Origin of the sequence: Hydrogenophaga sp. (genome assembly GCF_051860785.1) — a bacterium.
Classification (GTDB): Bacteria; Pseudomonadota; Gammaproteobacteria; order Burkholderiales; family Burkholderiaceae_C; genus Hydrogenophaga.
Genome location: NZ_JBIMLB010000012.1, coordinates 154,660 through 178,249, shown reverse-complemented (window position 1 = coordinate 178,249; position 23,590 = coordinate 154,660). Strand labels below are relative to the sequence as shown.

Annotated in this window: 19 protein-coding genes, 2 tRNA genes and 1 pseudogene; 21 read left to right on the top strand and 1 reads right to left on the bottom strand. The window is 63.6% G+C overall.

What is annotated here, in order from left to right; all coding sequences use genetic code 11:
- Positions 1 to 178 (top strand): annotated as a pseudogene (gene tuf / locus ACTIF6_RS16795) (elongation factor Tu); the annotation flags it as partial.
- A 78-nt stretch (positions 179 to 256) separates the two neighbouring features.
- A tRNA-Trp gene (locus tag ACTIF6_RS16790) sits at positions 257 to 332 on the top strand.
- A gap of 10 nt (positions 333 to 342) precedes the next feature.
- On the opposite strand, the gene ACTIF6_RS16785 is transcribed toward ACTIF6_RS16790, so the two are convergent.
- A complete protein-coding gene (locus ACTIF6_RS16785; protein WP_439589072.1) occupies positions 343 to 477 on the bottom strand; it encodes a hypothetical protein in 135 nt (44 codons plus the stop codon).
- Between ACTIF6_RS16785 and secE the strand changes: the two genes are divergently transcribed.
- The 19 genes from secE (at position 476) to ACTIF6_RS16690 (ending at position 23,571) form a co-directional block, all read left to right on the top strand.
- Entirely contained in the window at positions 476 to 859 is a 384-nt protein-coding gene (secE, locus tag ACTIF6_RS16780; protein WP_439589071.1) for a preprotein translocase subunit SecE, read from the top strand. The genes ACTIF6_RS16785 and secE overlap by 2 nt on opposite strands.
- The gene (gene nusG / locus ACTIF6_RS16775; protein WP_428291398.1) at positions 859 to 1,425 is read left to right on the top strand and encodes a transcription termination/antitermination protein NusG; all 567 of its coding nucleotides are present in this window, start codon (positions 859 to 861) and stop codon (positions 1,423 to 1,425) included. Before secE ends, nusG begins: the two co-directional genes overlap by 1 nt.
- A 118-nt stretch (positions 1,426 to 1,543) precedes the next feature.
- Entirely contained in the window at positions 1,544 to 1,975 is a 432-nt protein-coding gene (gene rplK / locus ACTIF6_RS16770) for a 50S ribosomal protein L11 (RefSeq protein ID WP_137922451.1), read from the top strand.
- Entirely contained in the window at positions 1,976 to 2,671 is a 696-nt protein-coding gene (gene rplA, locus ACTIF6_RS16765; RefSeq protein WP_439589070.1) for a 50S ribosomal protein L1, read from the top strand.
- Between the two features lie 231 nt (positions 2,672 to 2,902).
- Positions 2,903 to 3,430: a 50S ribosomal protein L10 gene (gene rplJ, locus ACTIF6_RS16760; protein WP_439589069.1), complete on the top strand. Its 528-nt coding sequence runs from the start codon at positions 2,903 to 2,905 to the stop codon at positions 3,428 to 3,430.
- Between the two features lie 43 nt (positions 3,431 to 3,473).
- Positions 3,474 to 3,854: a 50S ribosomal protein L7/L12 gene (rplL, locus tag ACTIF6_RS16755; RefSeq protein WP_439589068.1), complete on the top strand. Its 381-nt coding sequence runs from the start codon at positions 3,474 to 3,476 to the stop codon at positions 3,852 to 3,854.
- A 259-nt stretch (positions 3,855 to 4,113) separates the two neighbouring features.
- A complete protein-coding gene (gene rpoB, locus ACTIF6_RS16750) occupies positions 4,114 to 8,238 on the top strand; it encodes a DNA-directed RNA polymerase subunit beta (RefSeq protein ID WP_439589067.1) in 4,125 nt (1,374 codons plus the stop codon).
- A gap of 23 nt (positions 8,239 to 8,261) precedes the next feature.
- On the top strand, positions 8,262 to 12,485 hold the full coding sequence (gene rpoC / locus ACTIF6_RS16745; RefSeq protein ID WP_439589066.1) for a DNA-directed RNA polymerase subunit beta': 4,224 nt from the start codon (positions 8,262 to 8,264) through the stop codon (positions 12,483 to 12,485).
- Positions 12,486 to 12,661: 176 nt separating this feature from the next.
- Positions 12,662 to 13,255, top strand: coding sequence for a LemA family protein (locus ACTIF6_RS16740; RefSeq protein WP_439589065.1), 594 nt, complete (start codon positions 12,662 to 12,664; stop codon positions 13,253 to 13,255).
- 27 nt (positions 13,256 to 13,282) lie between these two features.
- Positions 13,283 to 14,299 carry a M48 family metalloprotease gene (locus ACTIF6_RS16735; RefSeq protein WP_439589064.1) on the top strand — a complete coding sequence of 339 codons (1,017 nt, stop codon included), beginning with the start codon at positions 13,283 to 13,285 and terminating at the stop codon, positions 14,297 to 14,299.
- Positions 14,300 to 14,342: 43 nt separating this feature from the next.
- Complete coding sequence (gene rsmB / locus ACTIF6_RS16730) at positions 14,343 to 15,680, top strand: 16S rRNA (cytosine(967)-C(5))-methyltransferase RsmB (protein ID WP_439589063.1); 1,338 nt, start codon at positions 14,343 to 14,345, stop codon at positions 15,678 to 15,680.
- 34 nt (positions 15,681 to 15,714) lie between these two features.
- Positions 15,715 to 16,404 carry a DUF4390 domain-containing protein gene (locus ACTIF6_RS16725; protein WP_439589062.1) on the top strand — a complete coding sequence of 230 codons (690 nt, stop codon included), beginning with the start codon at positions 15,715 to 15,717 and terminating at the stop codon, positions 16,402 to 16,404.
- A gap of 36 nt (positions 16,405 to 16,440) precedes the next feature.
- A complete protein-coding gene (locus ACTIF6_RS16720; RefSeq protein WP_439589061.1) occupies positions 16,441 to 18,693 on the top strand; it encodes an ATP-binding protein in 2,253 nt (750 codons plus the stop codon).
- Positions 18,694 to 18,723: 30 nt separating this feature from the next.
- The gene (locus tag ACTIF6_RS16715; RefSeq protein ID WP_439589060.1) at positions 18,724 to 19,428 is read left to right on the top strand and encodes a response regulator; all 705 of its coding nucleotides are present in this window, start codon (positions 18,724 to 18,726) and stop codon (positions 19,426 to 19,428) included.
- A 58-nt stretch (positions 19,429 to 19,486) separates the two neighbouring features.
- Positions 19,487 to 19,562: transfer RNA gene (locus tag ACTIF6_RS16710), tRNA-Phe, on the top strand.
- A gap of 244 nt (positions 19,563 to 19,806) precedes the next feature.
- Entirely contained in the window at positions 19,807 to 20,598 is a 792-nt protein-coding gene (locus ACTIF6_RS16705) for an IclR family transcriptional regulator (RefSeq protein WP_439589059.1), read from the top strand.
- A gap of 276 nt (positions 20,599 to 20,874) precedes the next feature.
- Positions 20,875 to 22,239 (top strand): acyclic terpene utilization AtuA family protein, encoded by a 1,365-nt coding sequence (locus ACTIF6_RS16700; protein ID WP_439589058.1) that lies wholly within the window; start codon positions 20,875 to 20,877, stop codon positions 22,237 to 22,239.
- Positions 22,240 to 22,241: 2 nt separating this feature from the next.
- Entirely contained in the window at positions 22,242 to 22,601 is a 360-nt protein-coding gene (locus ACTIF6_RS16695; RefSeq protein WP_439589057.1) for a DUF4387 domain-containing protein, read from the top strand.
- Positions 22,594 to 23,571 (top strand): Bug family tripartite tricarboxylate transporter substrate binding protein, encoded by a 978-nt coding sequence (locus tag ACTIF6_RS16690; protein ID WP_439589056.1) that lies wholly within the window; start codon positions 22,594 to 22,596, stop codon positions 23,569 to 23,571. Before ACTIF6_RS16695 ends, ACTIF6_RS16690 begins: the two co-directional genes overlap by 8 nt.
- The last annotated feature ends 19 nt before the right edge of the window (positions 23,572 to 23,590 follow it).

Sequence of the window (23,590 nt, the reverse complement as noted above, 5' to 3'; positions counted from 1 at the left end):
CGACGTGACCGGCTCGATCGAGCTGCCCGAAGGCAAGGAAATGGTGATGCCCGGTGACAACGTGTCGATCACGGTCAAGCTGATCGCGCCGATCGCCATGGAAGAAGGCCTGCGCTTTGCCATCCGCGAAGGCGGCCGCACCGTCGGCGCCGGCGTGGTCGCCAAGATCATCGCTTGAGAACCCTGAGTCAGACGCACTCGCTTGGCGCGTGGTCTGACTCAACCGATTAACCGCCCGCAGTGGGGCATCGCCAGTAGGGGTATAGCTCAATTGGCAGAGCGTCGGTCTCCAAAACCGAAGGTTGTAGGTTCGATTCCTACTGCCCCTGCCACCCAACAGGATCAGCCGGAAACTGAATCCACCCTGTTTTGTGGTGTCACAAGCCCACCGAAGTCGTAAAGACCTCTGGTGGGCTTGCGTGTCTCAAGCTTTTGGCTTTTTTCACGCGTTTTGAAAAGTATTGTCTGGATCGTCATGGCCACTTCTGAAGTTCAAACCGTCCACACCGGCGCCGACAAGGCCAAGCTGGCGGTCGCCATTGCGCTCCTGCTGGGCTCATTCGTGGCGTTCTACCTGCTGTCGGCCCAGGGCGCTCTGGCGCAATGGGGCGCTCTGATCGTGCTGCTGGCGGCGGCGGTGGTGGTGTTCGCTGTTTCCGAGTCCGGCAAGCAGTTGCTGGCCTTCGGCCGGGATGCCTGGCGAGAAGTCAAGAAGGTGGTTTGGCCGGCTCGCAAGGAAGCCATCCAGATGACGGCTTACGTGTTCGCGTTCGTGTTCGTGATGGCCCTGTTCCTGTGGCTCACCGACAAGACCGTCGAATGGGTGTTTTACGACCTGATCCTGGGCTGGAGAAAATGATGACCGAGCAGAACAGTCCCTTGACCGCCGCCGAAGGCATGCGCTGGTATGTGGTGCATGCCTACTCCGGCATGGAGAAAGCCGCCGAGCGCAACATCATCGAGCGAATCACCCGTGCTGGCATGCAGGACAAGTTCGGCCGCATCCTGGTCCCCACCGAAGAAGTGGTGGAGATGAAGAACGGCCAGAAGCGCACCACCGAACGCAAGTTCTTCCCCGGCTATGTGCTGGTGGAAATGGTGATGGACGACGACACCTGGCACCTGGTCAAGCACACCAACAAGGTCACCGGCTTTGTGGGTGGTGCCAAGAATCGCCCGGCACCGATCTCCGAGGAAGATGTTCAGAAGATCGTCAACCAGATGCAGGAAGGCACGGACAAGCCGCGCCACAAGGTCGAGTTCGTGGTGGGCGAGTACGTCCGCGTGAAGGAAGGCCCGTTCACCGACTTCAACGGCACTGTCGAGGAAGTCAACTACGAGAAGAACAAGATGCGCGTGTCGGTGACCATCTTTGGTCGTGCCACGCCCGTGGAGCTGGAATTCAGCCAGGTCGAGAAGACCTGATCCTTTTTCGTGGCACAGGCGGGTCGGCCCGACGCCTGCGCCATCTGATCTTTCCCGGGTCCTCAACCGCGAGGAGGTTGTCCATGTGGCAACCGTCTGCACTCGCAGGAGCTAAAAAATGGCGAAAAAAATCGTCGGCTTCATCAAGCTGCAAGTGCCAGCTGGTAAGGCCAACCCCTCTCCCCCGATCGGTCCGGCGCTGGGTCAGCGCGGCCTGAACATCATGGAGTTCTGCAAGGCGTTCAACGCCCAGACCCAGGGCGTCGAGCCCGGTCTGCCGCTGCCCGTGGTGATCACGGCCTTCGCGGACAAGAGCTTCACCTTCATCATCAAGACGCCGCCCGCGACGACCCTGATCAAGAAGGCCATCAAGCTCGACAAGGGCTCTTCGGTGCCCAACAAGAACAAGGTCGGCAAGATCACCCGTGCGCAGCTCGAGGAAATCGCCAAAACCAAGATGAAAGACATGACCGCTGCCGATGTGGACGCCGCTGTGCGCACCATCGCCGGTTCGGCCCGCTCGATGGGCGTGATTGTGGAGGGCGTGTAAATGGCCAAGCTGACCAAAAAGCAGAAAGCCTTCGAAGGCAAGGTCGACAGCAACAAGCTGTACAGCCTGACCGACGCGCTGGCGATCATCAAGGAATGCGCGAACGCCAAGTTCGACGAGTCCATCGATGTGGCCATCCAGCTCGGCGTGGACGCCAAGAAGTCCGATCAGGTGGTGCGTGGCGCCGTCGTGATGCCCAACGGCACCGGCAAGACCAAGCGCGTGGCCGTGTTCGCCCAGGGCGCCAAGGCTGAAGAAGCCAAGGCCGCTGGCGCCGACATTGTCGGCATGGACGACCTCGCCGCCGACATCAAGGCGGGCAACATGAACTTCGACGTGGTCATCGCCTCGCCGGACGCCATGCGCATCGTCGGTACCCTGGGCCAGGTGCTCGGCCCCCGTGGCCTGATGCCGAACCCCAAGGTGGGTACCGTGACGCCCGATGTGGCACAAGCCGTGCGCAACGCCAAGGCCGGTCAGGTTCAGTTCCGCGTCGACAAGGCCGGCATCATCCACGGCACCATCGGTCGCCGTTCGTTTGACGCCGACAAGCTTCAGGGCAACCTGGTGGCGCTGCTGGACGCGTTGACCAAGGCCAAGCCGGCCACCAGCAAGGGTGTGTACCTGCGCAAGGTGGCCGTGTCGTCGACGATGGGTGTGGGCGTCCGCGTGGACACCCAGTCCATCTCGGCGTAATCGCAAGGAATTCGGGTCCTTCGGGGCCCGGGTGTGGTGGGCCCGGGGCTGGCGCAAGCCGGTCCGGGGGCCATCCAAGACCGTTGGTGCTGGTGCAAACCGGCTTAATTGTGACAAGCCAACGCAGATGGCGATCCCGCTGCAGATGGAACAAGTTCCGAAACAGTTGGTCGCTGCAATGAGGCGTGCCGGAGGTTCTCAAGAACCGAAGGCACATTTAAGGAGTAGACCTTGAGTCTGAATCGCAGTGAGAAAGAAGCGGTCATTACCGAAGTGACCAGCCTCGCCGCTAAAGCTCAAACGCTCGTGATGGCGGAATACCGTGGCATCACGGTCGCGAACATGGACAAACTGCGCGTGACAGCCCGCAGCAATGGTGTGAGCCTGAGTGTGTTGAAGAACACCCTGGCCCGCCGTGCGGTGGCTGGCAGCTCGTTTGAAGTGGCCGCCGACCAGATGACCGGTCCGCTGATCTATGGCTTCTCTGAAGACGCCGTGGCCGCCGCGAAAGTGGTGGCCGATTTCGCGAAGACCAACGACAAGCTGGTGATTCGCGGTGGTGTGTACGGAGGCAAAGTCCTGGACGTCAACGGCGTGAAGACGCTTGCCAACATCCCTTCGAAGGAAGTGTTGCTGGCTCAGCTGTGTGGCTTGCTGATGTCCCCCATCTCGCGCACGGCCGTGGTGCTGGGCGCGCTGGCGGCCAAAAAAGGCGAAGGCGCTGCCGCACCGGCAGCAGAAGAAGCGGCTGCTGCCTGAGTGGCACAGCACGTTCGTTCAAACCAATTGTTAGGAAATCAAAATGGCATTCGATAAAGACGCATTTCTGACCTCGCTGGACAGCATGACGGTCATGGAACTCAACGAACTGGTGAAAGCCATCGAAGAGAAGTTTGGCGTGAGCGCAGCGGCCATGGCCGCTCCGGCCGCAGGTGGCGGTGGCGGCGGTGCCGCTGCGGCCGCTGAAGAAAAGACCGAGTTCAACGTCGTGCTGCTCGAAGCCGGCGCCAACAAGGTCTCGGTCATCAAGGCCGTGCGCGAAATCACCGGTCTGGGCCTCAAGGAAGCCAAGGACCTGGTCGACGGCGCACCGAAGAACGTCAAGGAAGCGATCGCCAAGGCCGACGCCGAAGCTGCCGTGAAGAAGCTGGTGGAAGCCGGCGCCAAGGCCGAGCTGAAGTAATCCGCTCGCCTCCCGAGGCTGGAGTGCCCGAAAGGGCCTCCAGCCTTCTGTGCTTTCAGAGCGCACCCACAAGCCCGGTCAATGACCCTGCTTTTGAGTGTCTTCTGACCCCGACTGCAGAAGACGACTTGGTTCGGGCCTGTGTGCAATGCACAGGCCGTCCGCCAATGGTTGGTAGAGGCCAGCCACCAAGAAAGCCACCAGGAGTTCAGCCCTGGTAGGCAAGACAGTCGCCGCAGACCTCAAGCCCGGAGATCTCATGGCCTCAGCATCGAAATATTCCTACACCGAACGCAAGCGCATCCGCAAGAGCTTTGGTACCCGCGAAAACGTTCTCGCGATTCCCTACCTGCTCCAGATGCAGAAGGACGCCTACACCGCGTTCCTGCAGGCCGACAACGCGCCAAAGAAACGCACCAACGAAGGCCTGCAGGCCGCTTTCGAGGCCGCGTTCCCCATCGTCTCCCACAATGGTTTCGTGGAGATGAAGTTCGTCGAATACAACCTGGCCAAGCCCGCCTTCGACGTGCGCGAATGCCAGACCCGTGGCCTGACCTTCGCGTCGGCCGTGCGTGCGCGCGTGCAACTCATCATCTACGACCGCGAGTCCTCGACCGCGCAATCCAAGGTGATCAAGGAAGTGAAGGAACAAGAGGTCTACATGGGCGAAGTGCCCCTGATGACCGAGAAAGGCTCCTTCATCATCAACGGCACAGAGCGCGTGATCGTCTCGCAGCTTCACCGTTCGCCAGGCGTGTTCTTCGAGCACGACAAGGGCAAGACCCACAGCTCGGGCAAGCTGTTGTTCTCCGCACGCATCATTCCCTACCGCGGCTCGTGGCTCGACTTCGAATTCGACCCCAAGGACGTGCTGTTCTTCCGCGTCGACCGTCGCCGCAAGATGCCGGTCACCATCCTGCTCAAGGCCATCGGCCTGACGCCGGAAACCATCCTGGCCAACTTCTTCGTCAACGACCACTTCCGTGTGATGGACAGCGGCGCGCAGATGGCCTTCGTGCCCGAGCGCCTGCGCGGTGAAGTGGCCCGTTTCGACATCACCGACAAGAGCGGCAAGGTGGTGGTGGCCAAGGACAAGCGCATCACTGTGCGCCACACCCGCGAACTGGAGCAGTCGGGCACCACGCACATCAGCGTGCCGGAAGACTTCATGATCGGCCGCGTGGTGGCCCGCAACATCGTGGACGCCGACACCGGTGAAATCATCGCCAAGGCCAACGAAGAACTGACCGAAGCCCTGCTGAAGAAGCTGCGCACCGCCGGCGTGCAGGACTTGCAGTGCCTCTACACCAACGAACTCGACCAGGGCGCGTACATCTCGCAGACCCTGCGCATTGACGAAACCGCCGACGAGTTCGCCGCGCGCGTGGCCATCTACCGCATGATGCGCCCCGGCGAGCCGCCGACCGAAGACGCCGTGCAGGCCCTGTTCCACCGCCTGTTCTACAACCCGGACACGTACGACCTCTCGCGCGTGGGCCGCATGAAGTTCAACGCCCGCGTGGGTCGCGACGAATCCACCGGCGCGATGGTGCTGTCCAACGAGGACATCCTGGCCGTGGTCAAGATCCTGGTGGACCTGCGCAATGGCCGTGGCGAAGTCGACGACATCGACCACCTGGGCAACCGCCGCGTGCGCTGCGTGGGCGAACTCGCCGAAAACCAGTACCGCACCGGCCTGGCCCGCATCGAGAAGGCCGTGAAGGAACGCCTCGGCCAGGCCGAGCAAGAGCCGCTGATGCCACACGACCTGATCAACTCCAAGCCGATCTCTGCGGCCCTCAAGGAGTTCTTCGGTGCGTCGCAGCTATCGCAGTTCATGGATCAGACCAACCCGCTGGCCGAAATCACCCACAAGCGCCGCGTGTCGGCTCTTGGCCCGGGCGGTTTGACCCGCGAACGTGCCGGCTTTGAAGTGCGCGACGTGCACGTGACCCACTATGGTCGCGTCTGCCCGATCGAAACGCCGGAAGGCCCGAACATCGGTCTGATCAACTCGCTCGCCCTGTACGCGCGCCTGAACGAATACGGCTTCATCGAGACGCCGTACCGCCGGGTGATCGATGGCAAGGTGACGAACCAGATCGATTACCTGTCCGCCATCGAGGAAGGCAAGTACGTCATTGCGCAGGCCAACGCCGCGCTCGACGCCGAAGGCCGCCTGACCGGCGACCTGATTTCCGCGCGTGAAAAGGGTGAATCGATCCTGACACCGGCCGACACCATCCAGTACATGGACGTGTCGCCTGCGCAGATCGTCTCGGTAGCCGCCTCGCTGGTGCCGTTCCTGGAGCACGACGACGCGAACCGCGCACTGATGGGCGCCAACATGTCGCGCCAGGCCGTGCCCGTGCTGCGTCCCGAAAAGCCGCTCGTGGGCACCGGCATCGAGCGCGTCGCCGCGATCGACTCCGGCACCGTCGTCACCGCCAAGCGCGGTGGCGTGGTCGACTACGTGGACGCGACCCGCATCGTGATCCGCGTGAACGACGCCGAAGCCGTGGCCGGTGAAGTGGGTGTGGACATCTACAACCTCATCAAGTACCAGCGTTCCAACCAGAACACCAACATCCACCAGCGCCCCATCGTCAAGAAGGGCGACAAGCTGGCAGCGGGTGACGTGATCGCCGACGGCGCTTCCACCGACCTGGGTGAGATCTCGATCGGCCAGAACATGCTGATCGCCTTCATGCCCTGGAACGGCTACAACTTCGAAGATTCGATCCTGATCTCCGAACGCGTGGTGGCCGACGACCGCTACACCTCGATCCACATCGAGGAACTGGTGGTGATGGCGCGCGACACCAAGCTGGGCGCGGAAGAAATCACCCGCGACATCCCCAACCTGGCCGAGCAGCAACTCAACCGCCTGGACGACTCCGGCATCATCTACGTGGGCGCTGAAGTGCTGCCCGGCGACGTGCTGGTGGGCAAGGTCACGCCGAAGGGCGAGACCACGCTGACGCCGGAAGAAAAGCTGCTGCGCGCGATCTTCGGCGAGAAGGCTTCGGACGTGAAGGACACCTCGCTGCGCGTGGACCAGGGCTCGCAAGGCACCGTGATCGACGTGCAGGTCTTCACCCGCGAAGGCATCACGCGCGACAAGCGCGCCCAGCAGATCATCGACGACGAGCTCAAGCGCTTCCGCCTGGACCTGAACGACCAGTTGCGCATTGTGGAGGCCGACGCGTTCGACCGCATCGAGAAGCTGCTGATCGGCAAGGCCGCCAACGGTGGCCCGAAGAAGCTGGCCAAGGGCACGACCATCGACAAGGCCTACCTGGACGAAGTCGAGAAGTACCACTGGTTCGACATCCGCCCAGCCGACGACAACGTGGCCGCCCAGCTCGAGTCCATCAAGAACTCGATGGAGCAGACGCGCCACAGCTTCGACCTCGCGTTCGAAGAAAAGCGCAAGAAGCTCACGCAGGGCGACGAGCTGCCAGCGGGCGTGCTGAAAATGGTCAAGGTCTACCTGGCCGTCAAACGCCGCCTGCAACCCGGTGACAAGATGGCCGGCCGTCACGGCAACAAGGGTGTGGTCTCCAAGATCGTGCCCGTGGAAGACATGCCCTACATGGCCGACGGCACCCCTGCCGACATCGTGCTGAACCCGCTGGGCGTGCCTTCGCGCATGAACGTGGGCCAGGTGCTCGAAGTCCACCTGGGCTGGGCCGCCAAGGGTCTGGGTCAGCGCATCGGCGACATGCTGCAGGCAGAAGCCAAGGCGACCGAGCTGCGCCAGTTCCTCGAGCAGATCTACAACCAGGCCGGCAAGAAGGAAACCCTCGGCGCGCTCAGCGACGCCGACGTGTTCGAGATGGCCGACAACCTGCAGCACGGTGTGCCGTTTGCCACCCCGGTGTTCGATGGCGCCTCGGAAGACGAGATCCGCGCCATGCTGAAGCTGGCCTACCCGGACGACATCGCCCAGCTCAAGGGCCTGACGGATACCCGCACCCAGGCGCAGCTGTACGACGGCCGCACGGGTGACGCTTTCGAGCGCAAGACCACCGTGGGCTACATGCACTTCCTGAAGCTGCACCACCTGGTCGACGACAAGATGCACGCCCGTTCCACTGGCCCGTACTCCCTGGTCACCCAGCAGCCGCTGGGCGGCAAGGCGCAGTTTGGTGGTCAGCGTTTCGGCGAGATGGAGGTGTGGGCGCTGGAAGCCTACGGCGCTTCCTACATCCTGCAGGAAATGCTCACCGTCAAGTCGGACGACGTGCAGGGCCGCACCAAGGTGTACGAATCCATCGTCAAGGGCGAGCACACGATCGATGCGGGCATGCCCGAGTCGTTCAACGTGCTGGTCAAGGAAATCCGTTCGCTCGGTATCGACATCGAACTCGAACGTTCCTAATTCACCGATAAGGAAAGCAACCCATGAAATCTTTGCTCGACCTGTTCAAGCAGTTCACGCCCGACGAGCACTTCGATGCGATCCGCATCGGCCTGGCTTCGCCGGAAAAAATCCGCTCGTGGTCCTTCGGTGAAGTCAAGAAGCCCGAGACCATCAACTACCGCACGTTCAAGCCCGAGCGCGACGGTCTGTTCTGCGCCAAGATCTTCGGTCCCATCAAGGACTACGAATGCCTGTGCGGCAAGTACAAGCGCCTCAAGCACCGCGGCGTCATCTGCGAGAAGTGCGGCGTTGAAGTCACGCAGACCAAGGTGCGCCGCGAGCGCATGGGCCACATCGACCTGGCCGCGCCCTGCGCCCACATCTGGTTCCTGAAGTCGCTGCCGTCACGTCTGGGCCTGATCCTGGACATGACGCTGCGCGACATCGAACGCGTGCTGTACTTCGAAGCGTATGTGATCGTCGATCCCGGCATGACCCCGCTGAAGAAGTTCGCGATCATGAGCGAGGACGATTACGACGCCAAGCGCAAGGAATTCGGCGACGAATTCATTGCCAAGATGGGCGCCGAGGGCATCAAGGAACTGCTGCAGGCCATCGACCTCGACATCGAGATCGAGAAGCTGCGCAACGACCTGACCGGCTCCGAACTCAAGATCAAGAAGAACGCCAAGCGCCTGAAAGTGCTGGAAGCCTTCAAGAAGTCCGGCATCAAGCCGGAGTGGATGGTGCTCGACGTGCTGCCCGTGCTGCCGCCGGACCTGCGTCCGCTGGTGCCGCTGGACGGTGGCCGCTTCGCGACCTCCGACCTGAACGACCTGTACCGCCGCGTCATCAACCGCAACAGCCGCCTGCGTCGCCTGCTCGAACTCAAGGCGCCCGAGATCATCGCGCGCAACGAGAAGCGTATGCTCCAGGAAGCCGTGGACTCGCTGCTGGACAACGGCCGCCGTGGCAAGGCCATGACGGGCGCCAACAAGCGCGCACTCAAGTCGCTGGCCGACATGATCAAGGGCAAGAGCGGCCGTTTCCGCCAGAACTTGCTGGGCAAGCGCGTCGACTACTCGGGCCGTTCGGTCATCGTGGTCGGCCCCACGCTCAAGCTGCACCAGTGCGGCCTGCCCAAGCTGATGGCCCTCGAGCTGTTCAAGCCTTTCATCTTCTCGCGCCTGGAAGCCATGGGCATCGCGACCACCATCAAGGCCGCGAAGAAGGAAGTGGAAGCCGGCACGCCGGTGGTGTGGGACATCCTGGAAGAGGTGATCAAGGAACACCCGGTGATGCTCAACCGCGCACCGACGCTGCACCGCCTGGGCATCCAGGCCTTCGAGCCGATCCTGATCGAAGGCAAGGCGATCCAGCTGCACCCGCTGGTGTGCGCGGCCTTCAACGCCGACTTCGACGGTGACCAGATGGCCGTTCACGTGCCGCTGTCCGTGGAAGCGCAGATCGAAGCGCGCACCCTGATGCTGGCCTCGAACAACATCCTGTTCCCGGCCAACGGCGAGCCCTCCATCGTGCCGTCGCAAGACGTGGTGCTGGGCCTTTACTACGCCACCCGCGAGCGCACCAACGCCAAGGGCGAAGGCATGATCTTTGCCGATCTGGCCGAGTTGCAACGCGCGCTGGACAACGCCGTGGTGGAAATCACCGCCCGCATCAGCGTGCGCCTGACCCAGCAGACGCTGGACAAGGCCACGGGTGAGTGGGTGTCGTCCACCACGCTGGTGGACACCACCGTGGGCCGCGCGCTGCTCTCCGAAATCCTGCCCAAGGGCCTGCCTTTCGACGTGCTGAACAAGGCGCTGAAGAAGAAGGAAATCTCGCGCCTGATCAACACGTCCTTCCGCAAGTGCGGCCTGAAGGAAACCGTGGTGTTCGCCGACAAGCTGCTCCAGAACGGTTTCCGTCTGGCCACGCGCGCCGGCATCTCCATCGCGGTGGACGACATGCTGGTGCCCAAGGAAAAGCCGGCCATCATCGATCGCGCCGAGAACGAGGTGAAGGAAATCGCCCAGCAGTACGCCTCCGGTCTCGTGACCGCCGGCGAGCGCTACAACAAGGTGGTGGACATCTGGGGCAAGGCCGGGGACGAAATCTCCAAGGTCATGATGGCCCAGCTGGCCAAGCAGAAGGTGACCGATCGCAGCGGCAAGGAAGTGGACCAGGAGTCGTTCAACTCCATCTACATGATGGCCGATTCCGGTGCTCGCGGTTCCGCAGCGCAGATTCGCCAGCTGGCCGGCATGCGCGGCCTGATGGCCAAGCCTGACGGCTCCATCATCGAGACCCCCATCACGGCGAACTTCCGTGAAGGCCTCAACGTGTTGCAGTACTTCATCTCCACCCACGGCGCCCGAAAGGGCCTGGCCGACACGGCGCTGAAGACGGCCAACTCCGGCTACCTCACCCGCCGCCTGGTGGATGTGACGCAGGATCTGGTGGTCAACCAGCAAGACTGCGGTACGTCCAATGGCACCCTGATGCGCGCCATCGTCGAAGGCGGTGAAGTCATCGAATCGCTGCGCGACCGCATCCTGGGCCGCACCACGGCCGAGGAAGTGATCCACCCCGAAACGCGTTCGGTGCTGGTGCCGGCGGGCGAAATGCTCGACGAGGACATGCTCGACGAACTCGAGGTGGCGGGCGTGGACGAGGTCAAGGTGCGCACCGCGCTGACCTGCGAAACCCGCTTCGGCATCTGCGCCAAGTGCTACGGCCGCGACCTGGGTCGCGGTGGCCTGGTGAACATCGGCGAAGCGGTGGGTGTGATCGCAGCCCAGTCGATCGGCGAACCCGGCACGCAGCTGACCATGCGCACTTTCCACATCGGTGGTGCGGCGTCGCGTGCGGCGGTGGCCTCCAGCGTGGAAGCCAAGTCCAGCGGCTCGATCGGCTTCAACGCCACGATGCGCTACGTGACCAACACCAAGGGCGAACTGGTGGTGATCGCTCGTTCCGGCGAGATCATCATTCACGACGAACATGGCCGCGAGCGCGAGCGCCACAAGGTGCCGTACGGCGCCACGCTGTCGGTCAAGGCCGACCAGCAGATCAAGGCTGGTGCCGTCCTCGCCAACTGGGATCCGCTGACGCGCCCGATCATCACGGAATTTGCTGGTCAGGTGAAGTTCGAGAACGTCGAGGAAGGTCTCACCGTGGCCAAGCAGGTCAACGACGTGACCGGTCTCTCTTCGCTGGTGGTGATCGATCCCAAGCACCGTGGCTCGGCCAAGGTGGTTCGTCCGCTGGTCAAGCTGCTCGATGCGGCCGGCAACGAAGTGAAGATCCCCGGCACCGACCACTCGGTGACGGTGGGCTTCCAGGTCGGCGCGCTGCTCGAAGTGCGCGACGGCCAGGACGTCGGCCCTGGCCACGTGCTCGCCCGCATCCCGGTTGAAGGCCAGAAGACGCGCGACATCACCGGCGGTCTGCCGCGGGTGGCCGAGCTGTTCGAAGCCCGCAGCCCCAAGGACAAGGGCATGCTGGCCGAGATGACCGGTACCGTGTCGTTCGGCAAGGAAACCAAAGGCAAGGTCCGCCTGCAGATCACCGACCCCGAAGGCAAGGTGTGGGACGAGCTCATCCCCAAGGAAAAGAACATCCTGGTGCACGAAGGCCAGGTGGTCAACAAGGGCGAGAGCATCGTGGACGGGCCGGCCGACCCGCAGGACATCCTGCGCCTGCTGGGCATCGAGGAACTCTCGCGCTACATCGTCGATGAAGTGCAGGACGTCTACCGCCTGCAGGGTGTGAAGATCAACGACAAGCACATCGAGGTGATCGTTCGCCAGATGCTGCGCCGCGTGGTCGTCGAAGGCGTGGGCGATTCGAGCTACATCGCTGGCGAGCAGGTCGAGCGTTCGGAGATCCTCAACACCAACGATGCCTTGCGCACCGAAGGCAAGATCCCCGCGACCTACAGCAACATCCTGCTCGGTATCACCAAGGCCTCGCTGTCTACCGACTCGTTCATCTCGGCGGCTTCCTTCCAGGAAACCACCCGCGTGCTGACCGAGGCGGCCATCATGGGCAAGCGCGACGAGCTGCGTGGCCTGAAGGAAAACGTGATCGTGGGTCGTCTGATCCCGGCCGGTACCGGTATGGCCTACCACGAGGCGCGCAAGGTCAAGGAGAAGATGGACGACGAGGAACGCCGTGCCATCGCCGAAGCCGACGCGATCTCGCTGGCCGCCGACCAGGCCGATCAAGCCGATGCAGCGAGCACCAATGAAGCTTCTGAATAAGGCTTGAAGCAGCGCCTCGCGCGCCGCTGAATCTGCAGACGCCCCCGGTCATCTGACCGGGGGCGTTTTTCGTTGTGGCGCGGTCAAAGCATGCGCTGACCCCTGGAAACGCTGGGGTATATTGGCCGCGCCTGCCGGGGAGCGGGCTGTGCGCAAACCAACAAGGAGTTCCGAACATGTCCGTCTCTCTGTGGGTCTTTCTGGCTTTGGGCCTGGGGGTGTTTTTCTGGGCCGTGGGTGCCTACAACCGTCTGGTGCGGCTGAAGAACGCGATCGCCAATGCCTTTGGCCAGATCGATGTGCAACTCAAGCGCCGCTACGACCTCATTCCCAATCTGGTGGAGGTGGCGCGCCGCTACCTGGCTCACGAAGCCCAGACCCTGGAGGCCGTGATCGCCGCGCGCAACCAGGCGCGCACGGCCGAGCAGACGGCAGCCGGCAATCCGCTCAACGCCAGCGCGCTCGGTGCGCTGGCCGGTGCCGAGCAATTGCTCGGGGGCGCGCTGGGCAAGCTGTTTGCCGTGGTGGAGGCTTACCCAGACCTCAAGGCAGACCAGAACATGCGCGAACTCAGCGAAGAATTGGCCAGCACCGAGAACCGGGTCGGCTTTGCGCGGCAGGCCTACAACGACCAGGTGCTCGAATTCAACGACGCCGCTGCGCAGTTCCCCACGCTCATCATCGCGAGGCTGTTCGGTTTCATGCCGCAGAGCATGCTGGAGTCCACGACTTCCGAAGCCGAGCGCCAGACCTTGCGAATTCAGATGTGAGCGCGCGGCTGACTCCGGAGCACGCGGGTGCGCTTCTTCGAATTCCAGCGCGATGCCCGAGGCGAGACCCGGCGCCTCCTGTTCGCCTTCGCGCTGACTGTGGTGTTGCTGGTGGTGGCCGTCAACGCAGCGCTCGCCCTGGCCTGGGGGCTCACCTGGGGCTTCTGGATGCCCGGTGACCTGACCTATCCACGCCATTACTTCGCCGTGAATACGGCTGTCACTTTGCTCTTCGTGCTGGGCGGCTGGTGGGTGGAAACCTCGCGACTGGCCGAAGGCGGTGGCCAGCGGCTGGCCGAGCAGATGGGCGCGCGGCTGGCGCAGCCCTCGGGCGATTTCGATGAACAGCGCTTCTGCAACATCGTCGACGAAATGGCGATTTCCTCCAACCTGAAACGGCCGCAGGCGATGGTGCTGGCGCGTGACCAGGGCATCAACGCCTTTGCCACAGGGTGGGACGAGGACGACGCAGTGGTGGCCGTGACGCGAGGCGCGCTCGACCACCTCACGCGCGAGGAGTTGCAAGGCCTGGTGGCGCATGAACTGAGCCACATCGGCGAAGGAGACACGCGCCTGAACATGCGACTGGTGGGCATGGTGTTCGGGCTGGAGATGCTCTACCGCATGGGCCAGCACCTGTTCGAGCCCGACACGCGCGACCGCCGCATGGCCGCCGCCCTGATCGGGCTGGCCATCATGGCCGCAGGCTGGCTGGGCTGGCTCGCCGGCCATGCCTTGCAGGCCGCGGTGTCGCGCCAGCGCGAGTATTTGGCCGATGCCCGCGCCGTGCAATGGACCCGCAGCCGTGACGGCCTGGGCGGTGTGCTGCGCAAGGTGCTCACCCAGCGGCGAGAAGGCATCGAGGCGCGATCCACCGGTTCGCTCGTTCAGCACATGCTGCTGGTGGCCAACGAGAGTGGCCAGGTCGCGCACTGGCTCGACTCGCACCCACCGATTTCACAGCGCATCCGGCGCATCTATGGTCGCGACATGGGTCCGCTGCCGCTCTCGCGTGAAGAGGCGCCCGCCACCGTCGCTGTGTGACACTTGGCGGTCTCGCCGCCAGGCCTGTTTCCGGAACCCGCTGTTGACCGCTCCTGCTTCGCCTTCGCTCGCCCCCAGCCTGTCCACCCAGTTGCGCGCCACGGCGCGCTGCGTGCGCGCGGTGGGAGAAGGCCGCTCGCTCAGCGATGTCCTGCCCGAGGTGTCGCCTGCGCTTCGTCCGGGTGTGCAGGCCCTCACCTTTCACGTCTTGCGCCACCTCGGCATGGCGCGCGCCCTGGTGGCGCTGCTGGCCGAGCGAAAACCACAGGCGGCAGTGCTTGGCCTCCTGCATAGCGCCGTTGCCCTTTTGCTGGAGCCCACCGACGGCGTGCGCTACGCACCCCACACCGTGGTGAACCAGGCGGTGGAGGCGGCCCGTGCCGACCGCGCCACCGAGCGCCAGGCCCCTTTTGTCAATGCCTGTCTGCGCCGCTTCCTGCGCGAGCAGGCCGATCTGCTGGCCGAGGTCGAGCGCGATCCGGTGGCCCGCTGGAACCACCCTCTCTGGTGGATCGAGCGCCTGCGGCGCGACCACCCCGAACACTGGCAAGCCATCCTGATGGCCAACAACCAGCCCGGCCCGATGACGCTGCGTGTGAACCGCCGCCGCACCGACCGCGCCAGCTACCAGCAGGCGTTGCAGGCCGTGGGTCTGGTGTCCACTGCGGTGGGCAGCGATGGCCTGGAGCTGGCCACGCCGCAGCCGGTGGAACGCCTGCCCGGATTCGCGCAAGGCCACTGCTCGGTGCAGGACGCTGCGGCCCAGATGGCCGCCGACCTGCTGCTCGAAGGCCGCGACTGGAGCCGTGCCGACCGTGTGCTCGACGCCTGCGCAGCACCCGGTGGAAAGACCGCCCACCTGCTCGAACGCGCCGACGTCGACCTGCTTGCGCTCGATGTGGATCCGGAACGCTGCGAGCGCATCCAGGAGACCCTGGGCCGCCTGGGTCTGGCGGCCGAGGTGCGCTGTGCCGACGCCGCCCGCCCGCCCACCTGGTGGGATGGCCGGCCCTTCGATGCCATCCTGCTCGATGCCCCGTGCACCGCCTCGGGCATCGTGCGGCGCCACCCGGATGTGCGCTGGCTGCGCCGCGAGGCCGACGTGGCCGCGCTGGTGGCTGTGCAGCGCACCCTGCTGAAAGCCCTGTGGCCCCTGCTCAAGCCAGGAGGCCATTTGTTGTACGCCACCTGCTCGGTCTTTCGCGCCGAAGGCTCGGAACAGGTCCAGGCGTTCCTTGAGCACCACACTGATGCAATCGTTCGCCCCTCCGTGGGGCATTTGCTGCCGGGTTTGTCTGTCGCCTCCGGGGAGTTCAACGACAATCATTCGGGTGGACAAGACGGCTTTTTTTACACCCGGATCGACAAGGCCACGCCTTGAAAGTCCTTCCCGTACCCGGTTCTGGAGCCCGGTGTTGATCCGGGCAATCCGCCATTTGCGAAGCCTGGGCCTCGGCCTGACGTTGATCTGGCTGGCCCTGTGGCCGGCGCAGGCGCAGGGGCCGCTGCTTGACCAGCTCACCCTGCAGCGCACCACCGAGGCGCTGTACCTCTCGGCGCGCATGGAGATCAACCCCTCTTCCGTGGTGGAAGACGCGCTGCTCAAGGCCGTGCCCCTGTATTTTGTCTGGCGCGCCGACGTCTACCGCTACCGCTGGTACTGGACCGACAAACGCGTCACCAGCGCCTATCGCACCCTGCGCCTGGCCTACCAGCCTCTGACGCGCCGCTGGCGGGTGAGCCTCTCCAATGACACCGGCAATTCCAACAGCGGTGCTGGCCTGCAGTACGCCCTTCACCAGAACTTCGACACCCTCTCGGAAGCGTTGGCCGGCGTGGCCCGTGTGTCGCGCTGGCGCATCGCCGGCGCAGACCGGCTGGAACCCGGCGCCTCCCATCGGGTCGAATTCGCGTTCCGCCTTGACCTCTCCCTGCTGCCCCGCCCGTTCCAGATCGGCATGGCCAACCAGCCCGAATGGGCCATCGAACTGCAACGCTCGCTCGCCGTGCCGGAGGGCGCCGAGCCCGAGAAGCCACCGCTGGTCGATGGCGCGCACGCCGTGGAAGTCACGGGCGAGTCGCCCAGGGTCGAGCCTGCACGCTGATACGCTGGCGGCTCATCCCGCCTGGCCGCAGACACCGTGACACCTTCCAGCGAACTTCACCCCCCCCGTCGAAAGACCGCCGCCGTGCGCTGGGCGGTGGGCGCTGGTCTGGTCTTCATGGCCGGTGTGGGCATGGTGCTGTTGTTCCTGCTCACGCTGGCCACCAACAACCGCGCGCTCTACGAACAGAACTTCACCTGGCTGGTCGGCATCAATGTGGCAGTGGCCGCCTTCCTGCTGCTGGTCATTCTCTGGCTGGCGCTGCGCCTGGCCCTGCGCCTCAAGCGCGGCAAGTTCGGCAGCCGGCTGCTCATCAAGCTGGCGGCCATCATCGGTCTGGTCGGCATCCTGCCCGGTGTGCTCATCTACACCGTGTCCTACCAGTTTGTCTCGCGCTCCATCGAGAGCTGGTTCGACGTGCGCGTGGAATCGGCGCTCACCGCCGGCCTGAACCTGGGCCGCACCACGCTGGAAACCCTCACCGCCGACCTCAGCAGCAAGACCCGGGTGGCCGCCGAAAGCCTTTCGCGTGTGCCCAACTCGTCGGCGGTGTTCGCCCTGGAGCGCCTGCGCGAACAACTCGGTGTGACCGACCTGGTGCTCTGGAGCGCCAGTGGCCAGGCGCTGGGCAGCTCGGGTCTCTCGCGTTTCGACATCAATCCCGAGCGACCCACGCCCGCCCAGTTGCGCAGCGCACGCAACGCGCGCGTGGTGGCGCAGATCGAAGGGCTGGAAGAGGGCGCCGAGAACGACATCGAGGCGCTTATCGCCGTCAGCCAGGCTCGCATCAAGGTGCTGGCGCTGGTGAGCCCGCCCAGCTTCGGGCTGAATGCCGAGCCGCGCTACCTGCAGGTGGTGGTGCCGCTGCCCAGCGCGCTGGTGACCGACGCGCTGGCCGTGCAGGTGGCGAATCGCGAGTACCAGGAGCGGGCGCTCACCCGTGAAGGCTTGCGGCGCATGTACATCGGCACCCTCACGCTGGCGCTGTTCCTGGCCGTTTTTGGCGCGGTGCTGCTGGCCGTGCTGCTCGGCAACCAGCTGGTGCGCCCGCTGCTGGTGCTGGCCGAGGGCATGCGCGAAGTGGCCGCTGGCAACCTCGCGCCCAAGACCGCGCTGACCTCGCGCGATGAACTCGCCAGCCTCACGCGCACCTTTGCCCATATGACGCAAGACCTCGCTGACGCGCGCGGGGCGGTGCAGAAAAGCATGGAGCAGGTGGACGCCGCGCGCGACAACCTGCAGACCATTCTCGACAACCTCACCGCCGGCGTGGTGGTGCTCGACGAACAGGGCCGCCTGCAGAGCGTCAACCCCGGCGCGGCCCGCATCCTGCGCACGCCGCTCACGCTGCACATGGGGCAGACGCTGGCTGCCGTGCCCGGCCTGGAGGCCTTCGCTTCCGGCGTGCTGCAGCAATTCGAACGCTTTCTGTCGGAGCAGGCCCTGCACGAGGGGGGCCACTGGCAACAGTCGTTCGAGCTCAGCGCCGACGGCAGCACCCCGTTCGACGAAGGCATCACGCTGATCGCGCGCGGTGCATTGCTGCCGCACAACCAGCGCCTGCTGGTGTTCGACGACGTGTCCGAAATGGTGTCGGCCCAGCGTGCCAAGGCCTGGGGCGAGGTCGCGCGCCGGCTGGCGCACGAAATCAAGAACCCGCTCACTCCCATCCAGCTCTCCGCAGAGCGGCTGGCCATGAAGCTCGACGGCAAGGTGCAGCCGGCCGAGCAGGCCATCCTCAACAAATCGGTTCGCACCATCGTCGACCAGGTCGATGCCATGAAGCGGCTGGTGAACGAATTCCGCGACTACGCCCGCCTTCCCGCCGCGCGCCTCGTGCCCACCGACCTCAACGCCCTGGTGCGCGACATCCTCGTGCTGTACGACCACGCCGCCGTGCCGGTGCGCCTGGAACTCGCCGACGACCTGCCGCTGGCGCTGGCCGACGGGCAGCAGGTGCGCCAGACGCTGCACAACCTGGTCCAGAACGCACAGGACGCCATGGCCGGCCTGCCTGGCGCCCAGGTGGTGCTGCGCACCCGGCGCTCCGACACCGGGCAGTGGGTGCGCCTGTCCGTGCTCGATCAAGGCCCCGGCTTCGCGGAGCACATCCTCAAGCGCGCCTTCGAGCCTTACGTCACCACCAAGACCAAAGGCACTGGCCTCGGGCTGGCGGTGGTCAAGAAAATCATGGATGAACATGGCGGCCGGGTCGATCTGGCCAATCGTTTGACCGAAGGCAAGGTGAGCGGCGCCCAAGTGTCGTTATCATTCGCAGTTGCGAATTGACAACACGCTCCAAGGGAGCCACACCGAGCCATGGCAACTATTCTGGTCGTAGACGACGAATTGGGCATCCGGGATCTGCTCTCCGAGATCCTCAACGACGAAGGCCACACGGTCGAACTGGCCGAGAACGCCGCGCAGGCGCGCGCCGTGCGTTCCCAGTTGCGGCCTGACCTCGTGCTGCTCGACATCTGGATGCCCGACACCGATGGCGTGACCCTGCTCAAGGAGTGGGCCAGCACCGGGATGCTGTCCATGCCCGTGATCATGATGAGCGGCCACGCCACCATCGACACCGCCGTTGAAGCCACGCGCATCGGCGCCACCGCCTTCCTCGAAAAACCCATCACCTTGCAGAAACTGCTCAAGGCGGTGGATCAGGGTCTCAACAAGGCGCCCCCCAAACCCAGCAACAACGCCGCTGCGATGCCGCCCATGCGCATCGGCGGCATCGTCACCACCAGCGAACTCACGGTCGAATCCGTCATGACTGGGGGCGTGATGCTTGAGCCCATGCTCGACCTTGGTCCGCAGTCCTCGCAATCGTTCAACCTCGAAGGTCCGCTGCGCGAAGCCCGCGATGAATTCGAGAAGGCGTACTTCGAATACCACCTGGCCAAAGAGTCCGGCTCCATGACCCGCGTGGCCGAGAAAACCGGCCTGGAACGCACCCACCTCTACCGCAAGCTCAAGCAGCTCGGTGTGGACCTGGCGCGCAGCAAACGCAACGCGGTTTGAGCCCTGGCCAGCCCCGGAAAGCGGGTAGGGAAGCTGCTACAATCTCGCTTCTTCCAAAGGCCCGGTAGCTCAGTTGGTAGAGCAGCGGATTGAAAATCCGCGTGTCGGTGGTTCGATTCCGCCCCAGGCCACCAGCATTCATGCGCCCCAGCGCCCGATTCGGGTTCTGGGGCGTTTCTACATTCAGGTTCGGCTTCTGCAATTCATACGGTTTTGGGGTTTCATAGACGCGCCATGTGCACCCAGTTCACAAGCTGACTCAGGTGCTGATCGAGCAAACTGCCTCTACTGGCCTTGGCTTGGAACCATGCGGAGAGCCTTTTGAACTCATGCTGGTGCCAACAGGATAAGAAGTGCCCGCGAGCGATAATTGCCGCCATGGTCCAGAAGAAGGCGCAGCAATCGATCGAGCCGGGCGCAGAGAGCCCGCTCATGGTCAATTCCGTGCAGAAAGCGTTCCGCGTGCTGACTGCATTCAGCCGCACCGAACCGCGACTGACGCTCAAGCAGATTTGCGACAAGCTGGAGATCGACAAGAGCACGGCGCAGCGCTTCACGCACACGTTGCTGGTCATGGGATATCTGGACAAAGATCCGGTGACGCGGACGCTTGGCGTGACGGTAAGAATGCTCGACCTGGCGCACATCTACCTCACGACCAATCCGCTGGTGGCGGTTGCGATGCCGTATCTCATGCACCTGAATGGCGAGACCGGCGAGACCATCAATCTCACTGTGCTTGACGGCGCGTCCTCTGTTTTTGTGTCGCGTGTGGTCGGAAATCACTTGCTGTCGACCGGCGTCATGATCGGCACCCGCCTACCCGCCTACGCAAGCGCTTCGGGGCTTGCAATGCTGTCGGCGCTGTCTGAAGAGGATGTGGAGCAGGTGCTGCGCATGAGCGACCTGCGGCCGATCACACCCAAAACCGTGTACCTGCCGGCGCAGATTCTCGAACGGTTGGCGCAGATCCGGGAGAAGGGGTACGTGGTGAGTGTTGCTGACTACTTCGCCAACGATATCTCGCTGGGCGCGCCGCTGGTCTCGCAAACGGGCCAGATGATTGGCGCCATTTCACTTGCCGTCTCCAGCGATCGCTACACACCGAAGGAAGCAGAGGCGAAGTACGCCAAGGTGGTTGTGGCGGCAGCGAAGTCCATCCGCATCTGACGCTCCCTGTCGCAACGACAAGCGAGAAATTCCTTGGGATTGCCGTCCCGTATCCGTCTTGCGGGTCGCGCATCTCCATTGAAAAGCAGCAAAAACCCGCATTGCTGCTGAACCAGGCAGTGGCTCTGCGCCACTCTTCGCGCCTCGCCAGCTTCTCCCTGGATCGATAAGCAGCTCCGCGCGCTCGACGTGATGCAGGAAAACTTCTTGCATCAGCGGAGCTATGAGCGTAAACTGCATAAAACTCTTTAGTATTTTATTGAAATACTTTAAGGCATGTGTAGGAACGGTAAAACCATGGCTTCGATCAAAATTCTCGCGCCCACCGGCATGCTGGGTGCAGGCTTCGGCAAAGAGGCGCTGGAGCGCGGCATGTCGATGCGGCCTGACGCTATCGCTGTCGATGCCGGCTCAACAGATCCTGGCCCGTATCACTTGGGGTCGAGCGTCCCGCTGTACTCAGATGACGTCATCAAGCGAGAAATTCAGGCGCTGCTGCCGATGGCTCGCGCAGCGGGCGTCCCCTTCATCGTTGGGAGCGCAGGTGGGGCCGGAACCAATGCACAGGTAGACCGCGTATGTGAGCTGGTGAGGGAGGTCGCGGGCGAACTGGGTCTGCATTTCAAACTTGCCAGGATCTACTCCGACATACCGCGCGAGCGCGTAGTGCAGGCGATCGAGCGCGCAGAGGTGCGTGATTTCGAGGCCGGCTTCGAGCTCACGAAGGAGGCCGTAGTCGCTTGCTCGGGGCTGGTCGCCCAGATGGGAGACGAGCCCATCCGCAAGGCGCTGGATGAGGGTGCTGATGTCGTGATCGCAGGCCGTGCTTGCGATGACAGCGCGATTGCTGCCTATGCGATCTGGCGAGGTGCCAATGAGGCGTTGGCCATCCACATGGGCAAGATTCTGGAATGTGGGGCATTCAGTGCCGAACCATTTGCCATGGACGTGATGGTGGGCACGGTGGATGAGGCTGGATTTGTGCTGGAGCCGGGCAGCGAGAGCCGCCGTGCCTCGCTCAAGTCGGTTTCGGCACACTCGTTGTATGAGCGCGAAGATCCCTTCGAGCAGCACGGTCCCGGACGCGTGCTGGACCTGTCCCGCTGCCAGTTCGAGCAGCTCGATGAGCGCCGCGTGCGTGTGACAGGCACGCAAGGAAAGCGGACCGACGAATACTGGGTCAAGCTCGAAGGCGCGAGACCTGTGGGCTACCGCGCCATGACCATCGCCGGTGTGCGGTGCCCCACCATGATCCGCAACATCGACGGCGTACTGAATCAGGTCAAGGCGGCCACGCACACGCGGATCAGCGATCCCTCGCTGCGCATCACGTTCCGCAAGTACGGCATGGACGCCGTGATGCGCGAGCTCGAACCCGACAAGGCTCTGCCGCACGAAATAGGCCTTCTGCTGGAGACAACCGCCGCAACGCAGCAGGCGGCCTACGACGCCTGCAATGCCATGGGCGCCAAGCTTCTGCATGCTGCCTACCCAGGACAGAAGAACACATCCGGGAACGTGGCGTTTCCCTACTCGCCTCGCGCGCAGTCGCTGGGCATGCAGTACGAGTTTGCCGCCTACCACCTCATGAAAGTGGCGTCTGCACACGAATGCTTTCCCGTCTCCGTAGAAGAGGTCTGACCATGCCGGAAGTACGAAACATCAAACTCGGCAACCTCGCAGCCATTGTTCGCAGCAAGAACGCTGGGCCTTATCGCGTGACTTTCGATGTGCTGTTCGACTGCGACGAGAACTACCAGGCTGTGTCGAGCAGCAAGGCGCTCAACGCCGAATCCATTGCTACGGTGTATGGCATCGACCGACAGCAGGTGTCGTCATTCTTTGAAATCGCCGTCGCCCGAGCATTCAAAGTCACTTTCATACGACCGCACGCTCAGTGTGGCGAGGGGGAGACCGACGTTTACGGGGCGCAGCAACATGTGCCGCTGATGAACATGCCCATTCCGGTTACTACCACTGTCAAGGAGTTTCATGATGTTTGAGTCGCGCTTCCGATCGCTGCTGGCGCTTGTTGCCTGCGTGCCCCTGCTGGCCTTCGCACCGAAAGCTGGTGCCCAGGCCTTTCCTGATCCCAATCGCAACATCGAGTTGATCGTGCCTTACGCGCCCGGTGGATCGACGGACGCGATGGCGCGGATGATTGCGCCCAGGCTGCAGGAAATCCTCAAGTCGCCCGTGGTTGTGATGAACCGCGCGGGCGCTGCCGGTGCCATCGGCACCGCGTATGGCCTTGCAACGAGCGACGGGTACCGCATCATCGCAGCCGGTAACTCCAACCTTGGTCCGGGGCTGATTGCGCGCGACAAGCCCAGCTACACGCTGGATGATGTCAGCTCGCTGGCGCGCGCAACCATCAACCCGCTGTTGTTCGTGGCCAAGAAGGGCCGATTCGCCAGCTTCGAGGCTTTTGTGAAAGAGGCACGAGAAAAGCCCGACACCATCACGTTTGGAACCTGGGGCCCGCGTTCACCCGCACATTTCTATGGCGAGATGATCGGCGACAGCATCGGGGGCAAGTTGCGGCACATCCCGTATGACAGCGGCTCGAAAGCGATGCTTGCCGCATTGGCCGGTCAGATCGACATCGCTGTCGCCACTGCAGCCACGGCAAAGGCCAGCATCAACAGCGGCCAACTGATGGGACTCTTCGTCAGCACCGACTACAAGCTTGCCGACTTTCCCAACGTGGAATCGATCAAGACCCTCGGTTACCCGAACGCGGTCTACGTGTCCTTTGAAGGCTTTGTCACTGGCGCCAAGGTACCGGCCGACCGCGTGGCCGTGTTGCGCAGCGCGTTTGAAAAGATTCTCAATGACCCGAAGGTCAAGGCATCACTGGCCGAAGGCGGTGCGGAGCCAAGTTACCAGAGCGGTCCGCAATACGACCAACACCTGCGCAGCAACCTCACGACTCTGAGCGAAATCCGCGCCAAGGTCGGAATGGAAGACTAAACCCCGTCACACAGAAAGC